The organism is Pantoea sp. Morm (genome assembly GCF_016643525.1).
In the GTDB taxonomy this organism is placed as follows: Bacteria; Pseudomonadota; Gammaproteobacteria; order Enterobacterales; family Enterobacteriaceae; genus Pantoea; species Pantoea dispersa.
Genome location: NZ_VOQX01000011.1, coordinates 17,464 through 33,060, shown reverse-complemented (window position 1 = coordinate 33,060; position 15,597 = coordinate 17,464). Strand labels below are relative to the sequence as shown.

11 protein-coding genes are annotated in these 15,597 nt (G+C 57.4%); 6 read left to right on the top strand and 5 right to left on the bottom strand.

The window, feature by feature from the left end; translation table 11 throughout:
• Nucleotides 1-28: 28 nt before the first annotated feature.
• From nuoM to FT726_RS06140, 3 genes are all read left to right on the top strand, one after another.
• The gene (gene nuoM, locus FT726_RS06150) at nucleotides 29-1,549 is read left to right on the top strand and encodes an NADH-quinone oxidoreductase subunit M (protein ID WP_031280038.1); all 1,521 of its coding nucleotides are present in this window, start codon (nucleotides 29-31) and stop codon (nucleotides 1,547-1,549) included.
• 6 nt (nucleotides 1,550-1,555) lie between these two features.
• Entirely contained in the window at nucleotides 1,556-3,013 is a 1,458-nt protein-coding gene (gene nuoN / locus FT726_RS06145) for an NADH-quinone oxidoreductase subunit NuoN (protein WP_031280039.1), read from the top strand.
• Between the two features lie 175 nt (nucleotides 3,014-3,188).
• Nucleotides 3,189-3,641 (top strand): GNAT family N-acetyltransferase, encoded by a 453-nt coding sequence (locus tag FT726_RS06140; RefSeq protein WP_021509225.1) that lies wholly within the window; start codon nucleotides 3,189-3,191, stop codon nucleotides 3,639-3,641.
• 28 nt (nucleotides 3,642-3,669) lie between these two features.
• On the opposite strand, the gene FT726_RS06135 is transcribed toward FT726_RS06140, so the two are convergent.
• Nucleotides 3,670-5,328 carry a glucan biosynthesis protein gene (locus FT726_RS06135; protein ID WP_132465027.1) on the bottom strand — a complete coding sequence of 553 codons (1,659 nt, stop codon included), beginning with the start codon at nucleotides 5,326-5,328 and terminating at the stop codon, nucleotides 3,670-3,672.
• A 288-nt stretch (nucleotides 5,329-5,616) separates the two neighbouring features.
• Between FT726_RS06135 and elaB the strand changes: the two genes are divergently transcribed.
• The gene (gene elaB / locus FT726_RS06130; protein WP_021509227.1) at nucleotides 5,617-5,925 is read left to right on the top strand and encodes a stress response protein ElaB; all 309 of its coding nucleotides are present in this window, start codon (nucleotides 5,617-5,619) and stop codon (nucleotides 5,923-5,925) included.
• 153 nt (nucleotides 5,926-6,078) lie between these two features.
• On the top strand, nucleotides 6,079-7,275 hold the full coding sequence (locus FT726_RS06125) for a nicotinamide mononucleotide deamidase-related protein YfaY (protein WP_215480513.1): 1,197 nt from the start codon (nucleotides 6,079-6,081) through the stop codon (nucleotides 7,273-7,275).
• A 363-nt stretch (nucleotides 7,276-7,638) separates the two neighbouring features.
• Here FT726_RS06125 and yfaE read toward each other — a convergent pair whose 3' ends face one another.
• From yfaE to ubiG, 4 genes are all read right to left on the bottom strand, one after another.
• Complete coding sequence (yfaE, locus tag FT726_RS06120) at nucleotides 7,639-7,899, bottom strand: class I ribonucleotide reductase maintenance protein YfaE (RefSeq protein ID WP_021509229.1); 261 nt, start codon at nucleotides 7,897-7,899, stop codon at nucleotides 7,639-7,641.
• 2 nt (nucleotides 7,900-7,901) lie between these two features.
• Nucleotides 7,902-9,032 carry a class Ia ribonucleoside-diphosphate reductase subunit beta gene (gene nrdB, locus FT726_RS06115; protein WP_021509230.1) on the bottom strand — a complete coding sequence of 377 codons (1,131 nt, stop codon included), beginning with the start codon at nucleotides 9,030-9,032 and terminating at the stop codon, nucleotides 7,902-7,904.
• Nucleotides 9,033-9,106: 74 nt separating this feature from the next.
• Nucleotides 9,107-11,392, bottom strand: coding sequence for a class 1a ribonucleoside-diphosphate reductase subunit alpha (gene nrdA / locus FT726_RS06110; RefSeq protein ID WP_150058689.1), 2,286 nt, complete (start codon nucleotides 11,390-11,392; stop codon nucleotides 9,107-9,109).
• Nucleotides 11,393-12,019: 627 nt separating this feature from the next.
• Entirely contained in the window at nucleotides 12,020-12,745 is a 726-nt protein-coding gene (gene ubiG, locus FT726_RS06105) for a bifunctional 2-polyprenyl-6-hydroxyphenol methylase/3-demethylubiquinol 3-O-methyltransferase UbiG (RefSeq protein WP_021509232.1), read from the bottom strand.
• 176 nt (nucleotides 12,746-12,921) lie between these two features.
• On the opposite strand from ubiG, the gene gyrA reads away from it, so the two are divergent.
• Nucleotides 12,922-15,561 carry a DNA topoisomerase (ATP-hydrolyzing) subunit A gene (gene gyrA / locus FT726_RS06100; RefSeq protein WP_021509233.1) on the top strand — a complete coding sequence of 880 codons (2,640 nt, stop codon included), beginning with the start codon at nucleotides 12,922-12,924 and terminating at the stop codon, nucleotides 15,559-15,561.
• The last annotated feature ends 36 nt before the right edge of the window (nucleotides 15,562-15,597 follow it).

The window sequence follows — 15,597 nt, the reverse complement described above, 5'->3', positions numbered from 1 at the left end:
ACGAAGACGAAAATAGGGAATGTACGCCGTGTTATTACCTTGGCTAATAATTATACCCTTTGTTGGGGGCTTGCTTTGCTGGCTGGCTGAGCGCCTTGGCGCGAAGGTGCCGCGCTGGATTGCCCTGATCACCATGGGGCTGACGCTGGCGCTGGGCCTGCAGCTGTGGCTGCAGGGCGGCTATTCGCTGACGCAGGCTGCGGGCCTGCCGCAGTGGCAGTCGACTTTCCTGGTGTCGTGGATCCCACGCTTTGGCATTAATTTCCATCTGGCGCTGGATGGCCTGTCGCTGCTGATGGTGGTGCTGACCGGCCTGCTGGGTTTGATGGCGGTACTCTGCTCGTGGAATGAAATCGAAAAGTATCAGGGCTTCTTCCACCTCAACCTGATGTGGATTCTCGGCGGCGTGATCGGCGTGTTTCTCGCCATCGACATGTTCCTGTTCTTCTTCTTCTGGGAAATGATGCTGGTGCCGATGTACTTCCTCATCGCGCTCTGGGGTCACAAAGCGTCTGACGGGAAAACCCGTATCAGCGCGGCAACCAAATTCTTCATCTACACCCAGGCGTCAGGTCTGGTGATGCTGATTGCCATTCTGGCGCTGGTGTTCGTGCACTACAACGCCACTGGCGTCTGGACGTTCAGCTATGAAGAGCTGCTGAAAACCCCGATGTCACATACCGTTGAGTATCTGCTGATGCTCGGCTTCTTCATCGCCTTTGCGGTGAAAATGCCGGTGGTGCCGCTGCACGGCTGGCTGCCGGATGCCCACAGCCAGGCGCCGACCGCTGGTTCGGTTGACCTTGCCGGTATCCTGCTGAAAACTGCGGCTTACGGCCTGCTGCGTTTTAGCCTGCCGCTGTTCCCGAATGCGTCTGCGGAGTTCGCACCGATCGCCATGTGGCTCGGCATCATCGGTATCTTCTACGGCGCCTGGATGGCGTTCTCGCAGACCGATATCAAACGCCTGATCGCCTACACCTCGATTTCGCACATGGGCTTCGTGCTGATTGCCATCTACACCGGCAGCCAGCTGGCGTTCCAGGGCGCGGTGGTGCAGATGATTGCGCACGGCCTGTCGGCCGCGGCGCTGTTCATCCTGTGCGGTCAGCTGTATGAACGTCTGCATACCCGTGACATGCGCCAGATGGGCGGCCTGTGGTCGCGCATCAAGTGGATTCCGGGCCTGTCGCTGTTCTTTGCCGTGGCCAACCTCGGTATGCCGGGCACCGGTAACTTTGTGGGTGAGTTCATGATTCTGACCGGCAGCTATCAGGTGGTGCCGTTGATTATCGTGATTGCCACCTTCGGCCTGGTATTTGCCTCGGTGTACTCGCTGATCATGATGCAGCGCGCTTACTACGGCGAAGCCAAATCAAAAGAGCCGCTGGCTGGAATGTCGCCGCGCGAATTCCTGACCATCGGTGTACTGGTCGTGCTGCTGGTGCTGCTGGGCGTTTACCCGCAGCCAATCCTCGACACGTCCCATGCTGCGATGAGCAATATTCAGCAGTGGTTTACCGCTTCAATTTCAACTACAAGGCCGTAATTCGCCATGACAATAACTCCTCAACAATTGATCGCGTTGCTACCGCTGTTAATCGTCGGATTGACGGTGGTGGTTGTGATGCTGTCCATTGCGTGGCGACGCAACCACTTTGTTAATGCCACGCTGACGGTCATCGGTCTTAACCTCGCGCTGCTGTCGCTGTGGTTTGTGGGCCACGTGGGCGCCATGGATGTCACGCCGCTGCTGCGCGTGGATGGCTATTCGATGTTCTATACCGCGCTGGTGATGCTGGCGAGTCTGGCAACCTGCACCTTTGCTTATCCGTGGCTGGCCGGTTTTCCGGACAACAAAGATGAGTTCTATCTGCTGGTGCTGATCGCGGCGCTGGGCGGGATCGTGCTGGCCAGCGCCAACCATCTGGCGGCGCTGTTCATCGGTATCGAACTGCTGTCGCTGCCGCTGTTTGGTCTCATCGGCTACGCCTTCCGTCAGAAGCGCTCGCTGGAAGCGGCGCTGAAGTACATGATTCTGTCGGCTGCGGCCTCCTCGTTCCTGATCTTCGGTATTGCGCTGGTCTACGCCGATTCCGGCAGCCTGAGCTTTGTGCAGCTCGGCAAAAGCCTGAATGACAGCATGATTCAGCAGCCGCTGCTGCTGGTCGGGCTGGGCATGATGATCATCGGTCTTGGCTTTAAGCTGTCGCTGGTGCCGTTCCATCTGTGGACGCCAGACGTTTATCAGGGCGCGCCGGCTCCGGTCTCGACCTTCCTCGCCACCGCCAGCAAAATCGCTATCTTTGCGGTCATCATGCGTCTGTTCATGTACGCACCGGTAACCGACAGTGAAGCGGTGCGCACCGTGCTGGGTGTGATTGCCTTCGTCTCGATCCTGTTCGGTAACCTGATGGCGATTTCGCAGAGCAACATCAAGCGTCTGCTCGGCTATTCATCTATCGCGCATCTTGGCTATCTGCTGGTGGCGCTGATTGCGGTGAAAACCCATCAGCTGTCGCTGGAAACCGCCGGTGTCTATCTGGCCGGTTACCTGTTCAGCAGCCTCGGCGCCTTCGGTGTAGTCAGCCTGATGTCGAGCCCGTACCGTGGTCCGGATGCGGATACGCTTTACTCGTATCGCGGTCTGTTCTGGCATCGTCCGATTCTCTCCGCCGTGATGACGGTGATGATGCTGTCGCTGGCCGGTATCCCGATGACGCTGGGCTTTATCGGTAAGTTTTACGTCATCGCGTCTGGTGTTAACGCGCATCTGTGGTGGCTGACCGCGGCGGTTGTCGCCGGTAGCGCCATTGGTCTGTATTACTACCTGCGCGTTACGGTGAGCCTGTACCTCAGCCCGCCGGAACTGCACACCCGCGATACCCCGGCCAACTGGGCGTTCACCGCCGGTGGTGTGGTGGTGCTGATCTCCGCCATCCTGGTGTTGCTGCTCGGTGTTTATCCGCAGCCGCTCATCACGCTGGTGCAGCTGGCCCAGCCGCTGATGTAAACAGCGCGTCATCTTCACAATCAGGCCTGCGGGCCTGATTTTTTTTGCCTGCAATTTGAGAGTTTGATCACATTGCTCCGCGTGTCCGCCCCTGTTACGTGCAGCCCACTGCGTTTAGCGCATGCGCTGTGATAGGCTGTGAAGATCACTTTTTTCGCTCAGACAAGGAAGCACGATGGATATGCAATGGCTTGATTGCCACCACAGTGAACTGACCGCGCAGCAGCTGTATACCGTGCTGGCGCTGCGCAATCAGGTGTTTATCGTCGAACAGGCCTGTCCGTATCAGGATATAGATGGCCAGGATTTGACGGCTGATAACCGCCATCTGCTGGGCTTTCTTGATGGCAAACTGCTGGCCTATGCGCGTCTGCTGACGCCCGCGCTGGCTTCTTCGCCGGTGACCATTGGTCGGGTGATTGTGTCGGAAGAGGCGCGCGGCCTGAAACTGGGCTATCGGCTGATGGAGCAGGCGCTGAACAGCTGCGAACAGCACTGGCCGCAGCGGGCGGTATATCTGTCCGCGCAGGCGCATCTGGAAGGCTTTTATGGTCGACTGGGCTTCCGGGCGGTCACGGACGTTTATCTGGAAGATAATATTCCGCACGTCGGCATGCAGAAAAACTAACGGCGAGGTGTTGGCCTCGCCGTGCAGGTTAGCCCGGCGTCATCTGCCGGTCGTCGGTGTACTTGCGCTGATCGGGCGGTGGCGGGAAGTACTGATACAGCCAGGTTTCGCTCAGCGTCTCATCTTTGGTGCGCAGGAACAGGCGCATATCCACCGGTTTGGTTGAGTCGCTGTTCGGATACCAGTCAAACAGGATACGGTACCCTTTCAGCGGTTCGACGTAGAGAATCTCCACCTGTTTGAAGGTGCCGGACGACACGGTGATTACCGGTTCGATGCCTTTCGGCGCGGCCGCCTGCAGGTCGCCGCCAATGAAATCGATAGCAAAGCGGCGGCACCACTGGTCCGGGAAGTGTTCGCCCGGTGCCCAGCCTTCCGGGAAGCCACCAATACCGGTGCGCGTGGCATCAACGCGGGCCAGACCGCTGCGGACTGGCGGTAGCTGGCTCCAGTAGAGTTTGTACTGGAAATTAAATTCGCTGCCAGCCTTGACCGGCTCGGCCGGCTGCCAGAAGCACACGATGTTATCCAGCGTTTCCCCGGTCGTCGGGATCTCCATCAGATTGATGGCGCCTTTACCCCATTTACCGATCGGCTCCACCCACAGGCTGGGGCGTTTGTCATACCAGCCAATCACGTCCTGGTAATCTTTGAAATCATGGTTCAGCTGCAGCAGACCGAAGCCGCGCGGGTTTTCATCCTGATAGGCATTAAACTGCAGGCGCTGCGGGTTATTCAGCGGACGGGCAATCCACTCGCCGCTGCCGCTCCACATCGCCAGGCGATCGGAGTCATGAATCTGCGGATGATAGGTATTACACATGCGGCGCTCGTTGGTGCCGCAGCTGAACATGCTGGTCATGGGCGCAATACCGAGCTGACGAATCTCGTTGCGCGCAAACAGGTGGTTTTCCACCTCCATCACCACGCGTTTTTCTTCGCAGTGGATGGTGAACTTGTAGGCACCGGTGACGCTGGCCCCGTCCAGCAGTGCATACACCACAAAGGTGGTGTCTTCAGCTTTTGGCGTCTCGAACCAGAAGGCGGTGAAGTCGGGAAACTCTTCCTGGCCATTGCTGAAGGTGTTAACCGCGACGCCACGGGCTGACAGGCCATATTGGTAGGTTTCATCTACCGCGCGGAAGTAGCTGGCACCGAGGAAAGAAACGATGTCGCGTCGCGCCAGCTCCGGCTTTTTAAAAGCGCGGAAACCGGCAAAGCCGAGGTCGGTTTTACCCACCAGCTGCTGGGAATCCACGTTGGCGTTGTGATAATTAAACAGTTCCGGACGGAAGTGGATTTCCCGCGCCTCGCGGCTGGCGGCGTCCACGGAGAACATGCGAATGCGGCGCTTAAAGCCCATGCCAACGTGGAAGAACTGCACATCCAGCTCGCGGTCGGCGATGTTGTTCCACAGTGAGTGGTTAGCGTCGTACTGAATTTCGTTATACGCCTGCGGTGTCAGATTGGCCAGGGTCGCGGGCAGGGGGCCGGGCGCGCCGCCCCAGGGCTGTTTGGCCAGCGCCGCGGCTTTCTTTTTCAGCACATCGAAATCGAAGCGCACGGCGGTTCCGTCGGCGATGCCATCATCGGCCCAGGCGGACTGCGCAAACAGCGAGGAGAGCCCGGTCATGCCGCTAACGGCAGAGAGGGCCATGGACGCTTTCATAAATTTTCTACGATTCATGCCGGAAATCTTTTCCTTAGCTGCTCGGGTGTATTGAGGCTGTCGCAAGACATTTAGCGTCAGGCTACAGGGGGTTACGACAGTGGCGAAAATAAAAAATTCAGTCCGCTGAAAATTTATCAGATTAATCAAATAAACGAAGCACAATTCCGCGTGCAACGCCCCGGATGACATAACTTTGCGTTCAGCGCGGCAAAAAGCGCAGTCAGCGGATGACGGCGCGGCGCAAAAACGCAATTTATGACTATAGTTAATCGACACCGCATTTAAACATGGAGGATTGTGAACATGTCATCTACCGATCAATTTGAAACCCGTCTTGATGACGATCTGGCGCTGCTGACGGAAACGCTGGAAGAAGTGCTGCGCTCCTCGGGCGATCCGGCGGACCAGAAATATATCGAACTGAAGCAGAAAGCCGAGCAGGCGCTGGAAGACGTGAAGAATCGCGTGAGCCAGGCGTCCGACAGCTATTACTATCGTGCCAAACAGGCAGCGTATCGTGCCGACGATTACGTGCATGAAAAACCGTGGCAGGGCATTGGTATCGGTGCGGCTGCCGGTCTGTTTGTTGGCCTGCTGCTGGCGCGCCGTTAATCCCCGTGGGCGCGATGTTCGTCGCGCCCGATTCCTGCTTTCCCGCTGTTTCCTTTCCGCATCGCGATTAACCCGCTATTTCGCACCGGTGGCGATTGTGTTTCGCCTGCGCGCTCCCTACAGTGAAAGCCACAGGGATAAGGAGAAGAGATCGTGATACGTGTCGAAATGCTCTCAACGGGCGATGAAGTGTTACATGGGCAGATTGTCGATACCAACGCCTCGTGGCTGGCCGATGTGCTGTTTCAGCACGGTCTGCCGATGACCAGTCGCAGCACGGTCGGCGATGCGATGAGCTCGCTGGTTGAAGCGCTACAGAGTCGCAGTCAGATTGCCGACGTGCTGATTGTGAACGGCGGTCTCGGGCCGACCAGCGACGATCTCAGCGCGCAGGCAGCGGCCACCGCCAGCGGCAGCGAACTGGTGCTGCAGCAGGCGTGGCTGGAGAAGATGGAAGCCTGGTTTGCCAGCCGCGGGCGGCTCATGGCACCCAGTAATCGCAAGCAGGCGGAGATTCCGGCCAATGCCGAGTTGATCGATAACCCGGTCGGCACCGCCTGTGGGTTTGCCCTGCAGCTTAATCGCTGCTGGATTTTCTTTACCCCCGGCGTGCCATCAGAATTCAAAGTGATGGTTGAGCAGCAGATTATTCCGCGTCTTAAGGCGCGTTTTACGTTGCCAGAACCCCCGCTGTGCCTGCGTCTGACCACCTTTGGTCGCGGCGAGAGCGATATCGCCGCGGAGCTTGAACCGCTGCCGCTGCCGGAAGGTGTAGTGATGGGCTACCGTTCGTCGATGCCCATCATTGAGATTAAACTGACCGGCCCGGCCAGCCAGCGCGTGGCGATGGAGCAGGTGTGGCAGCAGGTTAAGTTACTGCTGGCCGAGTGCACCATTTTTGAAGGCTTTGAAGGATTGCCGGCCGTGCTGGCGCGGGAACTGCACGATCGCGGCTTCCGCCTTGCTCTGAGCGAACAATACACGGCCGGGTTGCTGCACTGGCAGCTGGCCGCCGCACAGGTACCGCTTAGCGCTGCCGAGTTGCTGCCGGCACGTGAGGAGTCGCTGGAAGCGCAGGTTACGCGCACGCGTCAGTTAGCCGCTCAGCAGGGCACGGTGCTGGCCTTGTCGGTTGGCGATCTGCAGGAAGGGGAAGTGTCGATTGCGCTGCATACACCTGAAGCCAGCTGGGGCCAGCGGGTGAAATTTACCCACGGGCGGCACAATCTGGAAACCCGGCAGAAAGTGGTAGCGATGATGGCGATGAATATGCTGCGCCGCTGGCTGCACGGCAGTGAAGTCAGTACCGGTCACGGCTGGATTGATGTCCTGGAGACGGTGAAGAGCTAATCCGATTGTGCTGGCGGTCATCATCAGCAAGGTCAGAGGGGAAGTTGAGCACGCCCGGAACGGCAAAACCCGCTCCCTGCGGGCCTCGACACGCGGCATCCTTGCCGCGTGACGTCCGGCTTAGCTCAACATCCCCTCTTCCCGTTAGCATTGGTGTCGCTGCAGGGTGACGTTCTGTTACCGCAATGAAGAAGCCTGATAGGGCGTGGGGGAGGTTGCCGCTTGCAGCAGCCTCCGCGCCAGGACGGCGCGGCGGCAGGCTCCAGGGATGGATTTACGCCGGTGCAGCAAGCGGCAACCTCTCTGACGACCTGTATGGATGTTGCAGCATTAAAGGACTTTAGGGTTTGGTGTAGCGGCAGGTTACAGCTCGATCTCAATCTCCCCTCTGGCTTTACAACAGCAGGGCAGAATCTCGCCCTGCTGAATAAACGCCAGTGGGGTTTCCGCATAATCCACTTCGCCTTTCAGCAGACGCATGCGGCAGGAGCCGCAGTAGCCTTCGCGACACTGAAACTCGACGCACACATTATGTGCTTCCAGCGTCGTCAGCAGATTAGGGTGTTCGTCTGCGCACTCCAGCCGGGAGCCGGAGCTGCGCAGGATTACCACGGAACGGCTCATGCTTACAGCTGGAAATCGTTGAAGTCGTCTTCGCCCACTTCGGAGTCGATCTGACCCACCAGATAGGAGCTCACTTCAACTTCCTGCGGCGCCACCTGCACGTTATCTGACACCAGCCACGAGTTAATCCATGGAATCGGGTTCGAACGCGTCTGGAACGGCAGATCAAGACCCACCGCCTGCATGCGGATATTGGTGATGTACTCAATGTACTGGCACAGAATGTCCTTGTTCAGACCAATCATTGAGCCGCCGCTGAACAGATACTCAGCCCACTCTTTTTCCTGCTCGGCCGCTTTCTTAAACAAGTCGAAGCACTCGTCGCGGCACTCAGCGGCGATCTCTTTCATTTCAGGATCGTCTTCACCGGTACGCATCAGATTCAGCATATGCTGAGTGCCGGTCAGGTGCAGCGCTTCGTCACGGGCGATCAGACGAATAATCTTGGCGTTACCTTCCATCAGTTCGCGCTCGGCGAAGGCGAACGAGCAGGCAAAGCTGACGTAGAAGCGAATCGCTTCCAGCGCGTTAACGCTCATCAGACAGATATACAGCTGCTTCTTCAGCGCACGCAGATTCACGGTCACGCTCTTGCCCGCTACCTGATGCGTGCCTTCACCCAGCAGATGCCAGTAGTTGGTCATCTCGATCAGATCGTCGTAATACTTCGAGATATCCTGCGCGCGCGCCAGAATCTGCTCGTTAGTCACGATGTCATCAAACACCAGTGACGGATCGTTGACGATATTACGGATGATGTGAGTGTACGAGCGTGAATGGATGGTCTCGGAGAACGCCCAGGTTTCCACCCAGGTTTCCAGCTCGGGAATCGAAATCAGCGGCAGCAGCGCCACGTTCGGGCTGCGGCCCTGAATGGAATCCAGCAGCGTCTGATACTTCAGGTTACTGATGAAGATGTGCTTCTCGTGCTCCGGCAGCGCCTGATAGTCGATGCGATCGCGCGAGACGTCAACCTCTTCCGGACGCCAGAAGAAAGAGAGCTGCTTCTCGATCAGCTTTTCAAAGATGTCGTATTTCTGCTGGTCGAAACGGGCAACGTTCACTGACTGGCCGAAGAACATCGGCTCTTTCAGCTGGTCATTTTTGTTCTGTGAGAAAGTAGTGTAAGCCATGACTAAGTCCAAAAGTGAAACGGGCCAGCCGCTGCTGGCCCAGACACGATAAGGCGCCCGCAGGCGCCTTTCGATCAAATTTTACAGGCGCCGCTTTCGCAGCCATCGTCCTGAATAGACGGCGCCAGATCGTCCTGCGCATCCTCGGCACCGTCACGGGTGTTTTGGTAGTACAGGGTCTTCACGCCAAATTTGTACGCGGTCAGCAGATCTTTCAGCAGCTGTTTCATCGGCACTTTGCCATTGGCGAAACGGCCTGGATCGTAGTTGGTGTTCGATGAAATCGCCTGATCGATAAACTTCTGCATCACGCCAACCAGCTGCAGATAGCCGTCGTTTGATGGCATCTCCCACAGCAGTTCGTACTGATCTTTCAGACGCTCATACTCCGGTACTACCTGGCGCAGAATCCCGTCTTTCGACGCTTTGATACTGATGTGACCGCGCGGCGGCTCGATACCGTTGGTGGCGTTCGAAATCTGCGAAGAGGTCTCAGACGGCATCAGTGCAGACAGCGTGGAGTTGCGCAGGCCGTGGATTTTAATCGACTCACGCAGCGCTTCCCAGTCAAGGTGCAGCGGCTCATTACATACGCTGTCGAGATCCTTTTTATAGGTATCGATCGGCAGAATGCCCTGCGAATAAGTGGTCTCTTTAAACCACGGGCAGGCACCTTGCTCTTTCGCCAGCTCGTTGGAGGCTTTCAGCAGCCAGTACTGAATGGCTTCAAAGGTTTTGTGCGTCAGGTTGTTGGCGCTGCCGTCGGAGTAGCGCACACCGTGTTTTGCCAGGTAATAGGCGTAGTTGATCACGCCAATACCCAGGGTACGACGACCCATCGCACCGCGTTTCGCCGCCGGAATCGGGTAGTCCTGGTAATCGAGCAGGGCATCCAGCGCGCGTACTGCCAGCGTAGCCAGTTCTTCCAGATCGTCCAGGCTTTCAATCGCACCGAGGTTGAAGGCGGACAGGGTGCACAGCGCGATCTCGCCGCTTTCGTCGTTGACGTCTTCCAGCGGTTTGGTCGGCAGCGCAATTTCCAGGCACAGGTTAGACTGACGCACTGGCGCAATGGCCGGATCGAACGGGCTGTGGGTGTTGCAGTGGTCAACATTCTGCACGTAGATACGGCCGGTTGAGGCACGTTCCTGCATCATCAGCGAGAACAGATCGACGGCTTTCACGCGCTGCTTGCGGATGCTGTCGTCCTTCTCATATTTGGTATACAGACGCTCAAACTCATCCTGATCGGCGAAGAACGCGTCATACAGGCCTGGCACGTCGGACGGGCTGAACAGGGTGATGTCTTCGCCTTTCAGCAGGCGAGTGTACATCAGCTTGTTGATCTGCACGCCGTAATCCATGTGACGCACGCGGTTGCCTTCGACGCCGCGGTTGTTTTTCAACACCAGCAGGCTTTCCACTTCCAGATGCCACATCGGGTAGAACAGCGTTGCCGCACCGCCGCGCACGCCGCCCTGCGAGCAGGATTTCACCGCCGTCTGGAAGTGCTTATAGAACGGGATACAGCCGGTGTGGAACGCTTCACCGCCGCGGATCGGGCTGCCGAGCGCACGAATGCGGCCCGCGTTGATGCCGATGCCGGCACGCTGTGACACATATTTCACAATAGCGCTGGAGGTGGCGTTGATGGAATCCAGGCTGTCGCCGCACTCGATCAGTACGCAGGAGCTGAACTGACGGGTCGGGGTGCGCACGCCGGACATGATAGGCGTAGGCAGCGAGATCTTGAACGTGGAGATCGCATCGTAAAAACGCTTGATGTAATCCATGCGCGTATCGCGCGGATAGCCGGAGAACAGGCAGGCGGCGACCAGAATATACAGGAACTGGGCGCTCTCGTAGATTTCACCGCTGACGCGGTTCTGCACCAGATATTTGCCTTCCAGCTGCTTCACCGCCGCGTAGGAGAAGTTCATGTCGCGCCAGTGGTCGATGAAGCCGTCCATCTGCTCAAACTCTTCGGTGCTGTAGTCTTCCAGCAGATGGCGATCGTATTTGCCCATCTCGACCATTTTCACTACCTGGTCGTACAGCTTCGGTGGCTCAAACTGACCGTACGCTTTTTTACGCAGGTGGAAGATCGCCAGACGCGCGGCCAGGTACTGGTAATCAGGCGCGTCACGGGAGATCAAATCGGCAGCCGCTTTGATGATGGTCTCGTGAATGTCCGAGGTTTTGATGCCATCGTAAAACTGGATGTGCGAACGCAACTCAACCTGCGAGACGGAGACATTGTTCAGCCCTTCAGCTGCCCAGTCCAGCACCCGGTGAATCTTATCGAGGTCGATGCGCTCCTGGCGGCCATCGCGTTTCGTAACGAGCAGACTTTGGTTCATGTCGCGTGTTTACCTGTCCATGAAATACAAAATTATCCCCCGTCTATTCACAGGCGGCTCATTGTGAGTAAGCCTGTGGATAAACACTATATATAGGGGGTGCGGAAAGTTTGAACAACAATATGGTGAGTATTCTAGTCAGCAATCGGATCATCACAAGAGTTGATTTTCACAAAATTTTACGCCCTGGGGGGTGGGGAAAATCCTGGATCCCCACGCCACAAGGCCTGCACCTGGTGTCAACGGATAACAGGTTTTTTTTCAATTTTTGATCGAGCGCGTGTTTATTGCTCAACCGCTGCGATTCGGGAAATTTCCCAGGCGAAAAAAGCCCGCGCCGCTCCGTCAGCAGCGAACTTATCTGCGTTTGCTTATGAATTTTTTATGACCTTTTCACCTTACAAAAAGCGCATCGCAGCGTCTAAAAGGAAATTGATCTGGATAGGGCCAGCGCGTGATAAACCGGGGGCGGTCGGAAGTGAAAGGAGGACTGGCGGCGTGCAGGACGTTATGCCGTTCAGTTGAGTAAATTGCCGGTCGTAGATTCCATAGCGGCGCGATTTCTCGCGTAATAAATCACGCCGCTACAACACCGCTGCCCACGGGCAGGCAGGCGAAACAGGTCGTTTACGCCTGACGGTGGGTATGCACCATATAATTGACGTCCACCCCGCGGCCAAGGCGGAACTGATTGGTCAGCGGATTGTAGTGCAGGCCAGTCATATTGCGTTCTCGCAGGGCGGTTTCGTCCACCCAGTTCAGCAGCTCGGCGGGACGAATAAATTTTTTCACGTCATGGGTACCGCGCGGCACCATGCGCAGCACGTATTCAGCACCAAACACCGCCAGCAGCCAGGCTTTGGGGTTACGGTTGATGGTGGAGAAAAACACCTCGCCGCCCGGTTTCACCAGCTGCGCGCAGGCCAGCACCACAGAGCGCGGATCCGGCACGTGTTCCAGCATCTCCATACAGGTCACCACGTCGTACTGACCGGCGTGGCTGGCCGCATGCGCTTCAACCGTCTGCTGCACGTAATTGACGCTCACGCCGCTCTCCAGCGCGTGCAGACGCGCGATCTCCAGCGGCTCGGCGCCCATATCCAGACCGGTGACCTCCGCCCCTTCGCGCGCCATGCTCTCGGCGAGAATGCCGCCGCCGCAGCCGACATCCAGCACTTTCTTACCGAACAGCCCATGGCTGTGCTGGGCAATCCAGCCAAGACGCAGGGGATTAATGCGGTGCAACGGCTTAAACTCACCCTCTAAATCCCACCAGCGTGATGCAACCGCCTCAAACTTAGCAATTTCGGCGTGGTCGACGTTCTGGCGGCTTTCCTGCGGTTGTTCATTCATTGAATCATGACTCCTGACAAAATATGCCACCAGTATAAACGTATAAACCCTGCGAGGCATCTCTCAGCGCAAAGGAAAAGCGCCACAAAACCCTGCTTTACGTTCACCGCACGCAAGCGATGTGATATACTTTCGCACCTTTAAAATCCGGGATTATGTAGAGGGATAGCGGCTCCATGAGCGACCTTGCGAGAGAAATTACACCGGTCAATATCGAAGAAGAGTTGAAAAACTCCTACCTCGATTACGCCATGTCGGTCATCGTTGGCCGAGCCTTACCCGATGTACGTGATGGCCTGAAGCCGGTGCATCGCCGTGTGCTTTTTGCCATGAGCGAACTGGGTAACGACTGGAACAAACCCTATAAAAAATCTGCCCGTGTGGTCGGTGACGTTATCGGTAAATATCACCCACACGGTGACTCCGCCGTGTACGAAAGTATCGTGCGCATGGCCCAGCCGTTCTCCCTGCGCTACATGCTGGTCGACGGTCAGGGTAACTTCGGTTCGGTCGACGGCGACTCCGCCGCAGCGATGCGTTATACCGAAGTGCGCATGGCGAAGATCTCCTCTGAACTGCTGGCTGACCTGGAAAAAGAGACGGTCGACTTTGTGCCGAACTATGACGGCACCGAGCAGATCCCAGAAGTCCTGCCGACCAAAATTCCTAACCTGCTGATCAACGGCTCCTCCGGTATTGCCGTCGGCATGGCGACCAACATTCCGCCTCACAACCTGACGGAAGTGATCAACGGCTGCCTGGCGTTCATCGAAGATGAAAACATCAGCGTCGAAGGGCTGATGGAGCACATTACCGGGCCGGATTTCCCGACCGCCGCCTTTATCAACGGTCGTCGTGGCATTGAAGAAGCCTACCGCACCGGGCGTGGTAAAATTTACATCCGCGCGCGCGGCGAGATCGAAACCGACGCCAAAACCGGTCGTGAAACCATCATCGTCAATGAAATCCCGTATCAGGTGAACAAAGCGCGCCTGATCGAGAAAATTGCCGAGCTGGTGAAAGAGAAGCGCGTTGAGGGCATCAGCGGCCTGCGTGACGAATCTGACAAAGACGGCATGCGTATCGTCATTGAAGTGAAACGCGATGCGGTCGGCGAAGTGGTGCTCAACAACCTCTACTCGCTGACGCAGCTGCAGGTCTCTTTCGGCATCAACATGGTTGCCCTGCATCAGGGCCAGCCGAAGATCATGACGCTGAAGGAGATCATTGAAGCCTTCGTTCGCCACCGCCGTGAAGTGGTGACGCGTCGTACCATCTTCGAACTGCGTAAAGCGCGCGATCGTGCGCACATCCTTGAAGGTCTGGCAATTGCGCTGGCCAACATCGATCCGATTATCGAGCTGATTCGTCGGGCTCCGACGCCAGCCGAAGCGAAAAGCGGCCTGCTGGCGCAGTCGTGGGATCTCGGCAACGTCGCCGCCATGCTGGAACGTGCCGGTGACGACGCCGCGCGTCCGGAGTGGCTGGAAGCGGAGTTTGGTATTCGCGATGGTCGCTACTACCTGACTGAGCAGCAGGCACAGGCCATTCTTGATCTGCGTCTGCAGAAACTGACCGGCCTTGAGCATGAAAAACTGCTCGACGAGTACAAAGAGCTGCTGGACCAGATCGCCGAACTGATTCACATCCTGCAGAGCGCCGAGCGCCTGATGGAAGTGATCCGTGAAGAGCTGGTGGCGATGCGCGATCAGTTTGGCGATGCGCGCCGTACGGAAATCACCGCTAACAGCGCTGACATCAACATCGAAGACCTGATCAACCAGGAAGATGTGGTGGTCACCCTGTCGCATCAGGGCTACGTCAAATACCAGCCGCTGTCAGACTATGAAGCCCAGCGTCGCGGCGGTAAGGGCAAATCGGCGGCACGCATCAAAGAAGAAGACTTTATCGATCGTCTGCTGGTGGCCAACACCCACGACACCATTCTGTGCTTCTCCAGCCGTGGCCGCCTCTACTGGATGAAGGTCTATCAGCTGCCGGAAGCCAGCCGTGGCGCGCGCGGTCGTCCGATCGTCAACCTGCTGCCGCTGGAAGCCAACGAGCGTATCACCGCGATTCTGCCAGTGCGTGAATACACCGAAGGTTTCAACATCTTTATGGCGACCGCAGACGGTACCGTGAAGAAAACTGCGCTGCAGGAGTTCAGCCGTCCGCGCAGTGCCGGCATCATTGCCATCAACCTGCGTGAAGACGATGAGCTGATTGGCGTGGCGCTGACCAACGGTAACGACGAAGCGATGCTGTTCTCTGCCGCCGGTAAAGTGGTGCGCTTCGCGGAGAGTGCGGTGCGCGCCATGGGCCGTTCGGCTTCGGGCGTACGCGGCATCAGGCTGGCCGAAGGCGACAAAGTGGTGTCGCTGATTGTGCCACGTGAAGAGGGCGCGATTCTCACCGTAACGCAGAACGGCTACGGCAAGCGTACTGCCAACAGCGAGTATCCGACCAAATCGCGCGCCACGCAGGGCGTGATCTCGATTAAAGTCACCGAGCGTAACGGGCCAGTGGTTGGCGCGGTACAGGTGGTGGATAGCGATCAGATCATGATGATCACCGATGCCGGTACGCTGGTGCGTACCCGCGTGTCGGAAGTCAGCGTGGTGGGCCGTAATACGCAGGGCGTGATCCTGATTCGTACCGCAGAAGATGAAAACGTGGTCGGCCTGCAGCGCGTCGCTGAACCGGTGGAAGAGGAAGAACTCGACGCCATCGACGGCAGCGTGGCAGAAGGCGAAGACGATATCGCGCCGGAAGTCGACAGCGACGACGACGCACCGGAAACAGACGACGAAGAGTAACCGTTCGTTGTCTGTCACAAGCGGCAGGTCAGGGCA

Coding starts and splice junctions, on each gene's coding strand:
- nuoN (WP_031280039.1), top strand. CDS start 1,556: ATGACAATAACTCCTCAACAATTGATCGCGTTGCTACCGCTGTTAATC.
- FT726_RS06140 (WP_021509225.1), top strand. CDS start 3,189: ATGGATATGCAATGGCTTGATTGCCACCACAGTGAACTGACCGCGCAG.
- FT726_RS06135 (WP_132465027.1), bottom strand. CDS start 5,328: ATGAATCGTAGAAAATTTATGAAAGCGTCCATGGCCCTCTCTGCCGTT.
- elaB (WP_021509227.1), top strand. CDS start 5,617: ATGTCATCTACCGATCAATTTGAAACCCGTCTTGATGACGATCTGGCG.
- yfaE (WP_021509229.1), bottom strand. CDS start 7,899: ATGAGCCGTTCCGTGGTAATCCTGCGCAGCTCCGGCTCCCGGCTGGAG.
- nrdB (WP_021509230.1), bottom strand. CDS start 9,032: ATGGCTTACACTACTTTCTCACAGAACAAAAATGACCAGCTGAAAGAG.
- nrdA (WP_150058689.1), bottom strand. CDS start 11,392: ATGAACCAAAGTCTGCTCGTTACGAAACGCGATGGCCGCCAGGAGCGC.
- ubiG (WP_021509232.1), bottom strand. CDS start 12,745: ATGAATGAACAACCGCAGGAAAGCCGCCAGAACGTCGACCACGCCGAA.
- gyrA (WP_021509233.1), top strand. CDS start 12,922: ATGAGCGACCTTGCGAGAGAAATTACACCGGTCAATATCGAAGAAGAG.